Source organism: Polyangium spumosum (genome assembly GCF_009649845.1).
Lineage (GTDB): Bacteria > Myxococcota_A > Polyangia > Polyangiales > Polyangiaceae > Polyangium > Polyangium spumosum.
In genome coordinates this window covers 177,803-193,896 of sequence record NZ_WJIE01000011.1, presented here as the reverse complement: position 1 = coordinate 193,896, position 16,094 = coordinate 177,803, and the positions used below count along the sequence as shown (strand labels likewise).

8 protein-coding genes and 1 other RNA gene are annotated in these 16,094 nt (G+C 66.0%); 1 reads left to right on the top strand and 8 read right to left on the bottom strand.

The genetic code is table 11. The annotated features are described in order from the left end of the window. Window positions 1–7 precede the first annotated feature (7 nt). On the bottom strand, window positions 8–283 hold the full coding sequence (locus GF068_RS31510) for an oxidative damage protection protein (protein WP_153823217.1): 276 nt from the start codon (window positions 281–283) through the stop codon (window positions 8–10). Between the two features lie 305 nt (window positions 284–588). Here GF068_RS31510 and ssrA point away from each other — a divergent pair. After that, window positions 589–936: a transfer-messenger RNA gene (gene ssrA, locus GF068_RS31505) on the top strand. A gap of 12 nt (window positions 937–948) precedes the next feature. Here ssrA and GF068_RS31500 read toward each other — a convergent pair. From GF068_RS31500 to GF068_RS31470, 7 genes are all read right to left on the bottom strand, one after another. Then, window positions 949–2,052 (bottom strand): tyrosine-type recombinase/integrase, encoded by a 1,104-nt coding sequence (locus GF068_RS31500; RefSeq protein WP_153823216.1) that lies wholly within the window; start codon window positions 2,050–2,052, stop codon window positions 949–951. Then, window positions 2,049–2,339 (bottom strand): helix-turn-helix transcriptional regulator, encoded by a 291-nt coding sequence (locus tag GF068_RS31495; RefSeq protein WP_170319787.1) that lies wholly within the window; start codon window positions 2,337–2,339, stop codon window positions 2,049–2,051. The genes GF068_RS31500 and GF068_RS31495 overlap by 4 nt, the downstream gene beginning before the upstream one ends. A gap of 1,947 nt (window positions 2,340–4,286) precedes the next feature. Continuing rightward, window positions 4,287–5,069 carry a DISARM system phospholipase D-like protein DrmC gene (drmC, locus tag GF068_RS31490; protein WP_170319786.1) on the bottom strand — a complete coding sequence of 261 codons (783 nt, stop codon included), beginning with the start codon at window positions 5,067–5,069 and terminating at the stop codon, window positions 4,287–4,289. Then, a complete protein-coding gene (gene drmB / locus GF068_RS31485; protein ID WP_153823214.1) occupies window positions 5,066–6,955 on the bottom strand; it encodes a DUF1998 domain-containing protein in 1,890 nt (629 codons plus the stop codon). The genes drmC and drmB overlap by 4 nt, the downstream gene beginning before the upstream one ends. Then, window positions 6,952–10,437, bottom strand: coding sequence for a DISARM system helicase DrmA (gene drmA, locus GF068_RS31480; RefSeq protein ID WP_153823213.1), 3,486 nt, complete (start codon window positions 10,435–10,437; stop codon window positions 6,952–6,954). Before drmA ends, drmB begins: the two co-directional genes overlap by 4 nt. Before the next feature lie 83 nt (window positions 10,438–10,520). Next, window positions 10,521–11,603 (bottom strand): hypothetical protein, encoded by a 1,083-nt coding sequence (locus GF068_RS31475; RefSeq protein ID WP_170319785.1) that lies wholly within the window; start codon window positions 11,601–11,603, stop codon window positions 10,521–10,523. A 573-nt stretch (window positions 11,604–12,176) separates the two neighbouring features. Continuing rightward, window positions 12,177–16,076: an Eco57I restriction-modification methylase domain-containing protein gene (locus tag GF068_RS31470; RefSeq protein ID WP_153823211.1), complete on the bottom strand. Its 3,900-nt coding sequence runs from the start codon at window positions 16,074–16,076 to the stop codon at window positions 12,177–12,179. Between the last annotated feature and the right edge of the window lie 18 nt (window positions 16,077–16,094).

Genomic DNA, 16,094 nt, shown 5'->3' with positions numbered 1-16,094 from the left:
CGCCCGGCTACTTGCTCTCTTCGGGCTTGAAGTCGGGCGGGAGCGCGGCGCCCTCACCGAAGAAGTACTTCTCGCACTCGGTCATCCAGATGCGCTGACCGTGCTCGCTCATGAGGTCGAGGCGAAACTCGTTGATGAGCATCTTCGAGTGCTCGAGCCACATCCTCCACGCCTGCTTGGAGACGTTCTCGAACACGCGCTGACCCAGGGGCCCCTTGAAAGGCGGCTTGTCCAGCCCCTCCGCCTCCTGCCCGAGCTTCACGCACTGCACCATCCTCGCCATGTCGACCTCACTGGTTCACCCGGCCGAGGACGCCCGTCCGGCGCCGCTCCGGGCCCCCTCACCGTGTAGTCGAGGCCCGAAAGGTCGTCGAGGGGCGCGCCCCCAACGCGGAAGGATTGACGACCAACGACGAAGGCCCCAGGCGCCATCCGACGGGAGCCGCGCGCCAGGCGGGGCTTCGGGGACACGGCTCGGGAGGTAGGCTCGCCATCGTGGCCTCGATCGTCGAAGGGGGAGGTTGACGCCGCACCCCGGTGCCTTATGCTTCCGGGGCTCGGACCTTTCGAGGTTCGAGGTCACCACGAGGGGGCGATCGGCTTCGACGTGGGGACCGAAGGTTCATCTGCGTGCTGGCGGCTCCTGCACCGCCTATCAAGCGGGACGTTATACGTGCGAACGACAACGCATACGCTCTCGCGGCCTAAAAACCGACGATAGCCGCCCAACGGAGAGATCGTCCTGGTATCCGAAGGGTGTCAACCACGAGGGCTGGATCACGCGAGGGCGCCCTCGATAGCGTGGTCGAGATTAGCGAGGGATAGGTCGCGGCCGAATCCGCGGACCCAGTCGCAGGGGATACGGCGACTACGCACGTGAACGAAGGTGAACTGTAGGCCTTGCGGACCCGGGTTCGATTCCCGGCGCCTCCACTCAAATTTGCCGCGTTACTTCGCTGTTTTCACCCCGATCGTGCCCAAATCGTGCCCAGACCGATCATCTCGGACCGGGCCGTCGAGCAGGAGCACGGCGTCCCGTCCGACCTCCGGCGAGAGGTGGGCGTAACGCATGGTCATGTCGATCGTCGTGTGACCGAGCAGCTCCTGGATGGCCTTGAGCGGCACGCCCCGCATGACGAGGTGGCTGGCGAACGTGTGCCTGAGCACGTGCCAGCCGATCAGCCGGAGCCCTGCGCGCCGGCACGCCCGCCAGAGGGGGTGCTTGCACTCCCCCTTGGTCAGGTGGCGCCCACCCTTCCCGGGAAAGACGAGCCCTCCAGCGAAACGTGAAGAAAGCGACCGGAGCGCCGTGCGCGCCTCGTCGGAGAGCGGCACGTCGCGGCCCTTGCCGCCCTTCGGGGTCGAAATCTTTCCTTTCCAGATCGATCGCTTCACCCGAAGCAGGCCCTTCACGAGATCCACGTCGGTCCACCGGAGCTCGAGCAGCTCTCCCTGACGCAGCCCGGTCCGGAGGCCGAGCAGAATCATCGGGTGGAAATCCGACTCCGCGCCCTCGACGAGGCGCGTGGCCTCCTCGAAGTCGAGGAAATCGAATTCCGGCTCCGCCGTGGGGAGAAAGCCAATGCGAGGAACGGCGGCGACCTTGCGCCATTCCTTCGCCACATTGAACAGCTTGCCCAGCACCGTGAGCTGATTGTTGATCGTCTTGTGCGCGAGCTCGGCCTTGCGCTGTTTTGCTTTGAATGCATCGATGTGCTGTGTATCGATGCGATCGAGCCGGAGGTGACCAAAGAACGGCTTGAGGTGCCGGTCGAGGATCATCCGTTTCGATTCGATCTCGCTGGGTTTGTTGTTCGCTGCGGCGTACACGTCCAGAAACTCCTGCGCGAAGTCACTGAAGAGAGGCGCGCTCGCCTGAGCCAGGAGCGCCGCTCCCGCCTCGAGCTCTGTTCGCCTCCGCCGCTCGTAGGCGAGGGCCTCGGAGCGACTCTTCGCGCCCATGGCGGCCTCGCGGTGTCGCACGCGCTCGCCGCCGCGCATGTAGTAGAAGCTTACCTGCCATCGTCCGTCTTTCCGTTTTCGCACGCTCATCGTGTTCTCCTCGATGGACGCGCCTGCTGGTACTGACCTGCGAGCCAAGTTAGCACGGTGTCGCGGTGGGCTCGATAGACCGGGCGGCGGGCGCCGAAGCGCCGGATGCCGGGGATCCTGCCAGCGGCGATCTCGCCGTAGACGGTCTTGCGGTCGAGCCGGAGCAGCGTGGCGAGCTCGTTGACGGTCAGCATGGCAGGAAGACCGGCGGCCTCGACTGGGCTGTCGTCTGTGGGCTGCGTGTGCTCGCTGATGCAGCCGCTCGAGTTGCTGGAATCGATGGACATGAATCTGCCCCTCCTGCCGCAGAGAGCGCCGCGGCACGAGTGCAGTCTTGTCGTTGTTTTCAGGTCCGGGCCAAGCGAAATCGAAAAGCGCGGGGCAGTTCTATACACATTACGGAATGCATGTTGCGTAATACGGAATATGGCGTCGCGGGTTGGCGTGCTCGACGAGCGGTCGGGGAGGTCTGCGGCAGAGCCATGATCGGGGGTATGGCTGAGCCATGGCTCGGGGCATGGCTCGGCCATGGAGAACCATGGCTTTTGATGGGCTTTGCTGAGTTTCTCTGGGAGCGTCGATTCCGTAGGCGAGTGCACCGGGGCATGGCGCATACGTGAAGCCTGTTACTGGAACGCCCGTGAAACATTTTTGAGCCGGAAGGCATGGCCCTCGATGAGCGAAAAGTGGATCGTTTCGATGGAACACATGGATCGGTGACACGGCGAAACAAGGGGACGAGGGCCGGCAGCATGGATCAAACGCGTCGATTTCGCGGTTTGTCTGAGGAGGGCACGGTCCTTGCGCTGGGCTCGAATGTTGGGGTGGCCACCGTGAAACATCGCTGGCTGGATGGGTCGTGAGCCGATCGGAGCAAAAACCCACTTCGTCGCTTGGCTCTTTCGGATCTCGACGCGGGGAAACAAGAGGGGTACTCCCGGAAGTTCGATACCGCGCATGGCTTTTTGTGGTTTGTCTCGGGCTTGGACAAGAGAACCGTGCAGTGCAGACGGACTGTGACACCCGTCCCGTATTACGCATTCTATGCGGACGCATTACCGTGCATGGCAAGCGTGTTTTTCGTTGACTCCAGCATCGCGCGTACAGGTATCGTGGCCTCACGGAGCAACCGCATGGTCACGAGTCCCCTTCACGACGCATCGACAGACACGCCCACCGTGATCGCGCTCATCGCGCTCTGCGAGACTTCACAGCCGTTGATCGAGCTCGCGGTTGCGTTGAAGCTCGTGATGTTCGGAATCCGGGAGCTGCCCGGGGCCATCCGGCGGGGCAACGTGGGGGCGCGGATCCAGCGGAGCCTCGCACATCCGAGGTGGTATGCCGCGGCGCAGGCGGCGCTCGAGGATCCGCGGCTTCGTCAGCTTGCGGATTGGTTCATGCGCGCGTGTCGCGTGCGTGTGCCGTTCGACGGGAACGATCCGCTCGGCGACGAAGGATGGCTGCTCTTGGTTCGCTGGCAGTACGGCAAATCGGCCGTGTTGCGGGCGCTCGCAAATGCGGTGCTGGACGCCGTGAGCCTTCCCGAAAAAGACGAGGCACCGGCCGCGCCTGCTCCGGTCCCCTCGGCGAAGCCCGCTCAAGTCAATGCGCAGGGCGAACCTGCGGGCGTTACGCTCGCGGCCGGGTCGTTTCCGAACGAGCTTGGCGCGGAGCCTCGGAGCGGCTCGGATACGATGGCGGGTGACGAGTCGAGGAAGCGCCGTGAGAGCCCCTCCCTCGAGCCCGTGGTGCTCGCGAGGAAGGCGCCGGTCGCGACGCCGGAGAGCGCGACGACGGAACTCCCCGCGAGTTCGAGCGTGGAGGTGGATGCGCGTCGTACGTCTCCGGGAACAACCTCGCCAGCGTCAACGGGATCCATCCCGGCGTATCCAGCACGTGCCGCAATGCTTCGTTCAGCAGCGCGCTCCGCTGGCCTTCTTCCTCCACGTGATCGCACAGCTCGTCGAATGCATGTGCATCGAAGACGACCGTCGTCACGTAGACCAAGCGACCATCCTTGCGCTGCTTCGCCCGCCTTCGGATCCAAGGCTTCACTCCGAAAACCTCCCCCGCGTCCGTTTGTGACGGAATCGACATGATAAGGCCCTGCTGTGGCCTTGGCGGTACCGTATGCGCCTACCGTACCGTAGGGCAAAAAAAGGAGCGGAGACGGTCGTCGATCCGCGCGAACTCAACGGACAAATGGCTTCACATTTGGCCTCGCCGCGGTAGCCTCACCCCAAGACCCGCAGCCTCCCCGCCTCCCGCAACGCCCGGAACCTCCCCGCCAGCGCTTCGGCCACCCTCGGGTGATCCAGCAATACGCCCGCCTCGATGTTTCGCTCCTGCGCCGCCTCCGTGAAATTCGCCGACGTCACGAACGCCCAGCGCGCGTCGACGACCACGCACTTCGCGTGCAGGCTCGCGCGTGAAGCGTCGAGCTTCCGGCTCTCGGGATCGTAATACATAGCCGGCAAGAGCAAATCCTCGGGCCAGTGCTCCCGTGCGAATGTCTCCCGGTATGCCGCGACATCGGCCCGCTCATCGGCGGGAAGGCCCGTTCTCGACGGCAGGTTCACGTACAGCTCGACCTCGATCCCCGGACGCTCCCGGATACGCCTCGCCAGCGGCGCGAATACGCTTCGGCCGTTGTGGATCACATACGTCGAGATGAGCACCTGCCGCTCCGCCTTCGCGAAGAGGCCGTCGAGCACCTCGCGGGTATCCCGGAAGCCCTGCGTCCGCTCGCTCGCGCCGCTCCACACGAGCCGCACCATGCTCGCGTAACGATCATCGGCGTGCCTCCGCTCCTCGGCAAGGCGCTCGAGCATCCAGGCGATGACCTTCGGGTCGGTGCCCTGGAGCCCTTCCAGGAAGGCCACCGCGCTCTCGCCGAAGCCCGCGAGCTGGACCGAGCTCCGGCGCGGCGGGAACGGGATACGGCCGTCCACGAGGCATTGCGAAAGCGCCGCGAGGTCCGACGCGGTCGCCTCGTCGAGCCACGCGTCGAACTTCACACGCCCTCGAAGAACGCAGCGTCCGAGGATTCGACGGTCCCGACGACCAAGGTGCGGTCGAGGTACAGGTTCATTCGCTCGCACGAAGGCTCCGAGATGAGCAAGCATCCGTGGCACGACGCCCCTTCGAGGTAACGGTCTCCGCCACCGACCTCGTGGTCGGGTAGATGCGCTGCACATACGGGATCGTTCGAGCAAAGCCGGCCCAGGTCGAGGGCCTGTGCGAGATACCGCTCGAGGTGCCGCCCCACCTCCACGAGTCCACCGAGCGAGCCCTCGGCCCCGGGCGACGCCGTGTAGAGAAGAATGCCCGAGCCCCCGGCACCCGCATAGATGCGCTCCCGGATCGAGCTCGCCGAGTAACCACACTCCAGGGACACGGCGGTGATCAGCAAGTGCGCCAGCGAGTGCAGGAGGACGTAACGCACGTTCGCGAAGTCGTCCTTCGCCTTCTTCCGGTCGTCGCGCTGCTCCTGCCATGCTTTGAAACCGGCCTTGATGAGCCGGTCGCGCGCTTCCACGCCAGGTTTGTCGCGAAGCCAAGCGAGAAGGGCGGATTCGTCCAGCGAAAAGAAAAAACCTTCGCCCGGGTTCTCCACGGCGGGGAGCCATGTCACCGGCTCGTCGAGCCGGGCCACCTCGGCCCCGATGTCGAGCTCGCCGTCGATGTCCGTCGTTCGTTGCTCGAACCGCGTGAAGCCGCAGAGCGCGCGAACCTCGGTCAGGCGGGGAAGCAGCACCACCTTGCCGATCCGCGACAGGATGCCCTTCCGGTGCTTCGGCAGGGGCACGTTCTTCAGGGCGAAACGCTCGTTGTTCTGGGACTCGTCCCCGGCGAGCAGGACCTCGAGCTCCGCTTGCTTGATCTTCTTCCGCGCGACCGTTTGCCCCTCGCGCCGACGGAGGATCTCCGCGAATACGGCGTCATCGGACATCCCTTCGAGCGCGACGCGCACGGCCTCGACCTTCTTGCGGAAGAACCGCACATCGTCGGCGTCGTCCGCGCCCTTGATGGTATCGTGGACGCTCGTCACCTTCTCGCGCATGGCGGCGTCGCGGTCCGGGATGTGAATGACGCTCGCCGGCACCGAGAAATACGCATGGGACGCCGAGCGCAGCAAGAAGCGCATCGGTGCTTTGCATTCGACCTTCTCGTCGGTCCCAAGCCAGGGCCGCCTTCCGTCGCAATAGCCGAGCGGAGGATGGTCCTCCACCATGCGCCGCGTGGCGTAACTCATGCGAATCGTCGCGCCGCATCCGGTGCACGAAAGCCGCACGTCGTCCAGGTCGCCGCTCGCCGCGGCCTCGTCGATCCACAGAATCGGGCGGCGGCACGGGTCGGCCTCCTTGCGGCGGAGATGGGCGAGATCGATCCACGCGATGTCGTCGAGGTGCCCGGCGGGGCACGCACGCGTGAAGCGCACCGGCTGCACCTTGCTCGCCTTCCCCTTCCCTCCCTTGCACTTGTGCCCCGTCCCGTCGAGCTGGTTGATCCGCAGAAGCCGCCTCGGCTTCGCGCCATCCTTGCGTGGCGCGAGCCCGCCGTCCTCCCAGCAATGCTCGTTCTGGCAAATGAACCACTCCGGGAACCGGAATGCCTTGATCCACTTTCGATCGGGCGACTCGAGCTCCCGCCCGGATGCTGGGGGCGCGTGGAGCTTCACGTTCCGGAAATCGGGCTCCTTCGACAGCATCGCGAGCAGCCGATCCTCCGTGATCTGCTCGCCCTTCGCCCACCACGAGAGCCCCGCGACGATCGCCGCGTCGTCGACGAAATCGACCAGCGCCCCCGGGCCGTACGTCGTGATGATCTGGCTATGGCGGATCGTGCCCTCGGGCCGCTTCTCTCGCCACTTCACCCCGACCTTCCAGAGATCCTTGCTCATGATTCGGCCCTCGCCAAAGCGTTCTGGCTCGCCCGCAGGTCTGCGACGTACACGTCCGTCGTGCCCTCGACGTCACGCATGGAGCGGTTCGCCACGAAGACCTTCTCGTGGTCTTTGCACTTCGCGAGGTCCTCATCGAGAGGCATCCGGAGCAGCGGCCTCTTCGAGGATTGCTCTTCGTATTTCTGATAAGCGAGCCCGTCCTTCGTGGGATCATCCTTCACGACGCGGGTCCAGCTATCGAGCAACGCGTCGATCCTCGCCCGCAGCACGGCCTTCACGTCATCGATCGGGTCGTCCCCCGTTTGCCCCTTCCGGTGGGCCTCGGCGCGGTTCGCGATCACGTCACCGATGAACCCGAGCTCGGTCTTGACGTCGCCAACTTTTTCCGCGGCGTCGGGTGCCGTGAGGCGCGGATCGCCGAGCCGGGCCAGCGCCACGACGAGACCGGCGATGCCGCGGTCCACTGCGCGAGGCGAGAAGGGCGTGATGCTCGTGGCCTCTACGCCACGGTAGAAGGATTGATGGTACGCGGCGAAGTGCTCGAAATGCGAGCGGTCGCGTGGCTTGTGCGCGTTGAGCAGGGTCACCACGAGCCCGGGCCTCTTCGCGTCACGGCCGACGCGGCTCGTGGCCTGGATGTATTCCGCCGTCGTCTTGGGTTGACCACAGACGACCATGAGACCCAATCGCTGGATGTCGACGCCGACGGAGATCATGTTCGACGCGAGCGCAACGTCGACCGGCGCGTGCTTCTTCGATTTCTCGAAGTGGACCTGCTCCAGCCGCTCCTTGGCCTCCTTCACCTCGTCCGTCGTTCGCCGGCTCGTCAATTCTACGCACTCGAATGCGATCTTCCGATCGACGAAATGCGCGCTCGTCTCTCCCGCGCGATGACGCAGGCTCGCGCGCATGAGCCTCGCGCGGACCTCCTCCTCCACGATGCGCTGCGAGCCCCCGAGCTCGCGCAAGCTATTGAAGTACCCGACGAGCGTCATGTACGGGTCCGCGGCCTTCGGGTCCTCGAGGAACGTGCGCTGCGCGGCAGAAAGCAGCGCGATGTACGTCCGCATGAGCAGCACCTTCTGGCTGCGGCCCGGGGCCGAGAGGCCCACGTACTGGCGCGCATTCGCCTTCGTGGTCGGCACCGTCTCGGCGAAAAACGAGGTCCTTCGATTCGGACCTGGCGGCGGGAAGACCTCGACCTCCGATCGACCAAAGAGCGCTCGAATCTGCGCCTGCGCCCGCCGCACCGTCGCCGTGGACGCGACGATCTTCGGCCGCACCCGCTTCTCGCCAATCTGCCGCGTCGTCAAATGGTCGATCGCCGTCTCGTAAAGCCCGACCATCGTCCCGAGCGGGCCCGAGATGAGGTGCAGCTCGTCCTGGATGATGAGGTCCGGCGGCAAGAGCGGCTCGGGCAAGGGGCGCGCGGTCGGGGGCATCTCCGCCGGGCCGTAAAAGCCGAGCTGGTTGTGGTGGGTGACGTTCTTGCCCAGCAGGAGCCCCGTCTTGCCAACCCACGGCAGCCCGGCGAACTTGTCGACGGTGGCGATCAGGAAACAGGGCAACTCGCGATAGATCTCGTCGTCCACCGCGAGGATCGGGATCCCCTCGGGGTGGTCCTTCTGCCAGCGGAACTCGCATTTCCCCGTGCAGACCACCCGCAGCCGGTCCGGCGCCTTGAAATCGGGCTTCAGCTCGAACGTGTCCTGATGGAACGATTCTCCGCACCAGGGGCACCGGTCGAGCGGGATGGGCGAAGGGTTCTTCTTCGGGTCCTCCCGGAACTTCTTCACCCGGTTCAGCGCTGTCGACTCGTCGTGATCCTGATCCGTCCCGAAGCGGTTCGGCGTCGCGCTCTTGCCGACCCAGAGGCCAATGGAGAACCGCTGCGGCCCGAGCTTCTGCGGATCCTTCCGCCGGCGCAGTTCGAGTGCGCAGATCAGCGCCGCCGCGCGCTCGAGCTGGTCGAGCGTGAGCAGGCGGAGCGTGTACCGCATGAGCACCGTCACGCCCGCCGAGCCGATCCCCGGGTGCGTGAGCCTGCGCAAGACGAGCGTGAAGGCCGCGAGGCCGAGGTACGCCTCGGTTTTACCGCCGCCCGTCGGGAAGAAGATGAGGTCCACCCAGTCGCGCTCGTCGCTCGTCGGCTCCACCTGCGCGGCGACGTTCATCAGCAAAAACGCGAGCTGGAACGGACGCCACTTCGGGACGAATTTGCCCGACGCGACGCTCGCCGGATCCTTTCGTTTCTCCCGCTGGGTCTGCGCATCGGCCATCACGTCGTTCGCGACGCGGAACGCCTCGAGCGCGGCAGGGCTCTCCCCGAGGATACGAATGCCTCGCTCGATTCGCGCCTTCGCGCGGCGTGCGGCGTCGAGCAATCCCGCCGCCGTATCCATCCGCGTCGCGTGCCCGTCCAGGTCCGTGTCCGCCTGCGCCTCGATCCATTCGCCGTAGGCGGTCACGAGCTTCCCGACCTTGTCCTTCAGCGTCTCGGCGTCCTCGATCTTGGCGAGCTCGCGCATTTCGAGGGTGACACCTTTGACCTCCGACGGCTCGACCTTCTCGATCTCGGCCGTGGGCAGCCACGTCGTGGAGACCTCATTGCAAAACGGGTCCCTGCCCTGCCCCTGCACCTTGGCGACCGTGGAGACGCCGTGGCCCACCGCATACTCGAAACAATCGCGATAGAGCAGGTCGCCGACCTTCTCGTCGATGTCGGCGTCCGGGCTCGCCCCGCGCAGGTTCGGCCGCGGGACGAAATCCTCGGTGCAGGAAACCGTGAATCGGGTCTGAAAGATGAACCCTCGGTCCTCCTCCGGGCGCGGGATGGGGTCGCGCTGGTTGACGAGGAAGATGGTCGCATACCGCGTCCCTTTCTCGACGAACGCGAGCTCCGTCTCCGGGACGGGCCGGAGCACGACACGCAACACCACGCCGCCCGATCCTTCGAGCAGCACGTCGAACCGCGGTTTGTCGTCGAGCGGAATCGTGACGGTGTGCTCGTAGGGCGTGCGGACCCAGTGGTGGCGGGAGCGGGCGTCTTCGGCGGGGGGGATGTCACTGTCGGGCCTCACCCCCAACCCCTCTCCACTTCGTGGAGAAGGGGGCGGAGAGGCGGGAGCGTAGGTGCCGAAGGTGACGCGCACCGTGAGGCGCTTGCTCGCCGCGCGCACGAGGACGCTGAGGCCCATGCTCGACGGGAACACGGGGCGACGCGCGGCGGGCGCATCGGCCTCGCCTTCGGACGCGTCGTCGAGCGCCGAGGAGAGGTCATCCCCGGCCTCCTCGTCCTCCTTCTCCTCGGCCTTCTGACCCGTGGGCGCGAGGAAACCCGTCAGGTACCAGTGCGCGGGCGAGGAGGTGAGGGTCTCGGTGGCGTGCGCGGCGTCGCGAGGGTCGTCGGGGTCGGGGCCGAGGAGATCGTCGCGGAGGGTGTAGACGAGATCGGCGCGGACGGTGGCGGGGGTGGCCATCGTCCGGGAGGTTACACCGAGAGCGGCGAAGGATGGAACTGCTTCCGGCGGCGTGAATCCTCGTTACCCATCAAGGCGCGAGATCAGAACGTGCCGACGACGCCGACGCCCTGGTACGTCGAGGAGAAGCTTGGCGTGATGGCGAGGACCTTCGGGCCGTTCGTCGCCGTGGTCGAGGTCTTCTTCGGCAGGTACCAATCGAAGAGCGTAAAGAGGCCGGTGCCGATCGCGCCGACGCCGAAGACCACCCAACCGACGGTGGCGGCGGTGGCGTTCGTGTTGTAGTCGGCAATGTCCTTGCGGAGCACGTCGCACGCAGCCTCGTAGCCCGGCAGATCGGAGCCGCTCGTGTCGGGCGAGCCGCAGGGTTTGTTGTTGCCGTAGTTCGTGATGGGATCGGCCGCGGCTTGGTCGCGGATCGCGTCCGCGCGCGCGTTGGCCCTGTCGATCGCGGCGCTCGCGCCGAGGGTGAACCCCAGGCCGAGGCCGAGGCCGACGACGGTGACGCCCGAGCCGACCCACGCGATGGGCTTGCGCGTGTACCACCTGGAAAACGGCTCACGCGTGGTCTCCACGGGCACGTTCGACGCATCGAGATCCACCGTCTTCGCCTCCCCCTTGGCCAGCGTGACCTGGCGCTCCACGCGTGGCTGCCCCGGCGCGACCATCACCACGATGTGTTCACCCGGATCCACAAGCCGCGCGACACCACGCGACCCCTCGAACACCTCGGTGTCATCCAGAAAGACCCGGACGCCTCGCGCCCCGCCTCCCGGAAACCGCAACGTGAGCCGTGGGATCACGGGAGCCAGCTCCTCCTTCTTCTGCGTGGCCTTTTCGACGCGCTCGAGGTACCTCCCGCGCTTCCACGTGGGCAGCGCCTCGACCATTTTCAGGAACTCATCGTATGCCTCCACGGCCCCGACGAGCTTCCCGGCGCTCGCCAGGCAATCGGCGAGGGTGTGCTGTGTCCCTGGCAGTGGGTCGAGCTTCATGCTCTCCGCGATCGCTGGACATCCCGCGGCGAACCGCCCCCGCTGCATGTGCTCCACGCCGCGATTGAAGAGCGCTTCGGCCATGGCGACATCCTGTGCGAAGACCACCCGTGGCGCCGCGCAGACGAGGAGCGCGAGCACGGACCCCAAGAACCGTGTAGGCGTCATCATGTCACCTCGGCCACCGAGGGTACATGATCCAAACTAGTACGCCAAAAACCTGGACCGGCGAACTCCTGTCACCGCGGCCCTGAGGGCACGCCCGTAGACGTCCCTCGGACGAGCAAACCGGTGCGACCTCTCACAGAAAACGCGCCAAAGCCAGGTCCGGACGTCCCGACCTGGCTTTGGCGCAGGTGCGAAGCCACCTCCGGGCGTCCCGAGACGAGCATGGCGCAGGTGCGAAGCCACCTCCGGACGTCCCGACCTGGCTTTGGCGCAGGTGCGAAGCCACCTCCGGGCGTCCCGAGACGAGCATGGCGCAGGTGCGAAGCCACCTCCGGACGTCCCGACCTGGCTTTGGCGCAGGTGCGAAGCCACCTCCCGACGTCTCGACCATCGCTTGGCGCAGGTGCGAAGCCACCTCCGGACGTCCCGAGCTCTCCTTGGCGCAGGTGCGAAGCCACCTCGGGACGTCCCGACCTCTCCTTGGCGCAGGTGCGAAGACATCTCCGGGCGTCCCGACCTCTCTTTGGCGCGGGTGCGGAGGCGACTCGGGACGTCCGGACCTCTCTTTGGAGCGATTTACGCCTTCTCCCCGCCCTTCCCCATGGGCAACTCCAGCGTCGCCTCGTCCTTCTTCCCCCGCTTCTTCCCTCCGCCGCCCTTCTTGGTGGGCTTCTTCGCCTCGGCCTGTTTCGCCTCCTCGGCCTCCTTCGCGGCGATCACGCGATTGAGCTCGAGCAGCCGCGCGAGGACCTCGTCGCGCGTGTCCTCGCCCCAGGTGAACCGGATGGACTCGTCGAGCTGGGGCCGGAAGTCGTAGACGGGCTGGATGTCGGTCCAACCGTAGGCGTCGAGGACGGCGCGGTCCATCTGGGCGTGGAGGTCGCGGAGTTTTTTGATTTGGGGTGAGCGCTCGTCGGGGTTGTGGAAGCGGTTGTAGGTCTTGGTGAGGCCCTCGTTGTTCTCGATCATGAGGGCGGCGCGGAAGCCGTAGTATTCGCGGCCGATGGATTCGAGGGTGGGATTTTGTTCGTAGTTCGGCGGGAAGGGGAAGGTTTCGAAGCAGTCGGAGGGGGTGTAGCGAAGGTCGTCCTTCATCGACGAGCCGAAGAACCGCGCCCAGCACTCATGGACCCGTGATTGCAGAATCGCAAAGCCACGTTCAATCGGCAGTACGAATATGTTTAAGGTGTGGCCGAAGACCCGATCTGTCGGCTGAGCAGCAAAGGCTAAGTGTGCACTGACCTGGGAGTTGGCGAGCACCAACTTTCGTGACTCCATCGCCTCGTAGAGGCTGGGACGCTCCGTGTGCCAATGCCACCACCGAGCACGCAAGTAGTCTGCCTGCGGATTCCGAGGTCCTGCTTCGCGGACGGGCTTTACCAGAGCCTCGACAATCGCCATTAGCCCCGGCCATTTGTCTCGACACTCTTCCTCGCCGAGTCGACCAAACCGGATGACCCAACGATGAGGGCTTTGGGCCGGGCTCGAGTTCAGCTCCTCGCCCCCGATGTACGGGAAGATTCGATCCTGGCTCGCGGGGTTCGCCGCGATGACTTCTCTCATCCGCGCAACCGGTGAGGCGCCGTCCGTTTGGTCGTCGAACGTGAACCCTTTACCGCTGATGTTGCTACCTTGAAAGCTCTTGTTCTCGTTGATCACGAGACGGGCCGGGTCCGTGTCGTTCTGCCCGTCGAACAAGAATGCAGATATTCGCCCGACGACCTTGCCGTCGAGATTGCAGTCGACAGGGACGGCCCGTTTGATGATGTGCACGATGCTGACGATCACCGCGGCAGCGTGTGGCCATGTCACGCGTCGCCTCGCAGCGTAGATCGATCCACCATTCAGCAGGATCGGCGTGAGCGAACTCGCCCGCGTATCTCCCTGCGACAGCGTGTTCGTGGCAATCATACCCATGGTCCCTCGATCACGTGTCAGCTCGAAGGCGCGTCGGAAAAAGTAGCCGACCAAATCACTCTTGCCATTCGACCCGGCGGCGCTGAGTACCAGCCACTCGATGTACATGGCGCCGCTCGATGCGCCAATCGTATTCTTACCGGCGAACGGCGGATTCCCCACGAAACAATCGAACCCCGGATTCCCCCGCCCAAACACCTCCGGAAACTCGATCTCCCAATGGAAAGCCGGCACCGCCCGCTCCCCCTCCCGCAGCCCCGCCACCATCCCCCGTAGCTCCGCGTCGAACTGCCCCGTCGCGAGCCACACCCCGACCTTCACCCCGACGTCCTCGATCGCCTTCTTCCGCGCCTTGTCCGAACCCTCCGCGAAGTACGCCGCGACGACCAGATCCCCCAGCATCCGCACCGTCCCGAGCGCCTCGTTCGCCGCCTCCCACAGCTCCCGCAGCTCGTCGTTCTCCGGCGGATCCCCCATCGCATGAATCCGCGCCCGCAGCGCCTCCGCCTCCTTCACCTTCTCGGAGACGACCGCCCGCACCGTCTCGATCTGCTTCCCCTTCGAGACATCAAGCGAAAGGCTCGCGATCTGCTCCTTCGAAAGCCCGACCAGCGAATCCCCATGCCGCAGCGAATGATCCACAAACGTGAACGGATGCTCCTTCGCAAACGTCACGAGCCACATCGACAGCCGCGCCAGGTCCACCGCGAGCGGGTTCTTGTCCACCCCGTAAATGCACTTCTGCGCGATCAACCGCCGTGCATGCAGCACCGGATCCTCGTCCCGCGGCAGCTCCGGCATCGTCCCCGTCCGCCGCCACGCGTCCACCAGCTTGTCCGCGAGCTGCCGGCACGCCTCCACCAAAAACGCTCCCGACCCCATCGCAGGATCGCAGATCTTCAGGTCGAGGATCCCCTCCGGCCGCACCTCCTTCCCGAGCCGCTCCAGCACCGGCCGCAGCGTCGTCTCCACGATCGGCAACGTGAGCGACCGCGGCGTGTAATGCGACCCCGTCCGCCGCCGCTCCTCCCCGGGCTGCAAATACAAAGACCCCTTCGCCAGGATCCCCGGTTGCCTCGGCGAAACCCTCTTCCCGAGCGCCGCCGCGAGCGCCTCCACGCTGCTGGCGTTTTTCACCTCGGCCCCGGCCTTGTCCTTCAAATCGAGGTTCGCCCGCGCCTTGATCTCCTTCACCCGCTCCGCGCCCGAGAGCCGCACGAGTGATTCGAGATCCACCACCACGTGCTCGGGCATCAGGCAAAGCGAATCCCCCTCCGCCACCTCGATCTCGAAGCCCATCAGCCCTTCGTACACGCTCCCGATCTGCTCGACGTCGAGCCCCTTGTACTGGAGCCGCTCGCCATCGAGCACGAGCAGCCGATCGAGCACGCGATGGACCACGCCGTCACTGACGCGCGGCAAGTCGAGGATCTCCCCCGCCTGCCGCACCGCGCCCCGCGGGCGGCCTTCGAGGAAAGGGAACGCGTCCGGATCGAAGAACGAGCCCTTCCGCGGCGGAAGGGAGAGGCCATCGGCTGCGCGCACGCCGTCGTGCAGGAGCCGGAACAGCGTGATCACCCGGCCCCACGCGCCATAACGATCGTCGATCGTGTCGCCGTACCGATTGCGATCCTCCGTGAGCAGCGCATGCAGGCGCGAGAGCGAGTAGCCGCTCGCGTAGAGGTCCGACTCCATCGGGAGTAGGCCCCGCTCCTCGGCGTACAGGACGAACACCATACGCATGAGCACGGTGACGAGGCCCGTGTAAATCTCCTGCCGATGGTCGCGCCGCACGTCCCCGAGAATGGCGCCCTCGGCGATCCGATCCGCCCGCTCGAACCCGCCGAGCAGCTCGCGCAAGGCGGCGAGGATCTGCTCGCGGAGCTTGTTCGAGACGGTGTTCTGGTACTCGCGGCTCGCGGCGAGCAGCGCGCCGAGGCGCTTCTTGTCCTCCAGCGAGAGGATACGCCGCTCGTTGAGGAGCATGTGCATCGCGCCGAGCAGCGGACGCCCGTCCACGCTGAGCATCTCGGCGAGCCGGAACGTCACCCACCCGGCGCTCTCTCCCTTGGGCGCGTACACGAGCCGGAAATCGCGCCCATTCGAGAGGAGCCCCATGGGCACCCCCGTCTCGCGCAGGAGCCGCTCGAAGCGCTGGTGGGGCGTGGCGCTCCAGCGCTTGTCGTCCGAGGCGGCGTCGAGCTCCTTCCGGTGCGTCTCCTCGACGAGGAGGACGAACGTCTCCGGCTCGTCGATCGAGCGGAGCGCGAACGTCGGGACGAGCCACTCGCCGCCGTCGAGATGCACGCGGAGGGAGTGCGGGAGCTCGGCGCCGGAGACGAGCTGCTCGCCTCCCCAGTCGAGGATGTCGCGGAGGAAGCCGCGCAGATCGGCGATGTGCTTCCGTTCCCCGGCGAGCTCGCGCAGCGTGGCCTGGAGCTCGATCACCGGCCAGGTGATGTTCGCCTCGGCGGCCTTGAGGGCGGCGGTGGTGACGACGAGCCCCTCGGGCTGCGCCATGCCGAGCCATTCGGTGTGGAGGCGTTCGTTGGTGTCCATCACGCTTCGAGTCCCCGA

Bases quoted from the DNA above. Each gene is read 5' to 3' on its own strand.
- GF068_RS31470 (WP_153823211.1), bottom strand. From the start codon at position 16,076: ATGGACACCAACGAACGCCTCCACACCGAATGGCTCGGCATGGCGCAG.
- GF068_RS31495 (WP_170319787.1), bottom strand. From the start codon at position 2,339: ATGTCCATCGATTCCAGCAACTCGAGCGGCTGCATCAGCGAGCACACG.
- GF068_RS31500 (WP_153823216.1), bottom strand. From the start codon at position 2,052: ATGAGCGTGCGAAAACGGAAAGACGGACGATGGCAGGTAAGCTTCTAC.
- drmB (WP_153823214.1), bottom strand. From the start codon at position 6,955: ATGAGCAAGGATCTCTGGAAGGTCGGGGTGAAGTGGCGAGAGAAGCGG.
- drmA (WP_153823213.1), bottom strand. From the start codon at position 10,437: ATGGCCACCCCCGCCACCGTCCGCGCCGATCTCGTCTACACCCTCCGC.
- GF068_RS31510 (WP_153823217.1), bottom strand. From the start codon at position 283: ATGGCGAGGATGGTGCAGTGCGTGAAGCTCGGGCAGGAGGCGGAGGGG.
- GF068_RS31475 (WP_170319785.1), bottom strand. From the start codon at position 11,603: ATGATGACGCCTACACGGTTCTTGGGGTCCGTGCTCGCGCTCCTCGTC.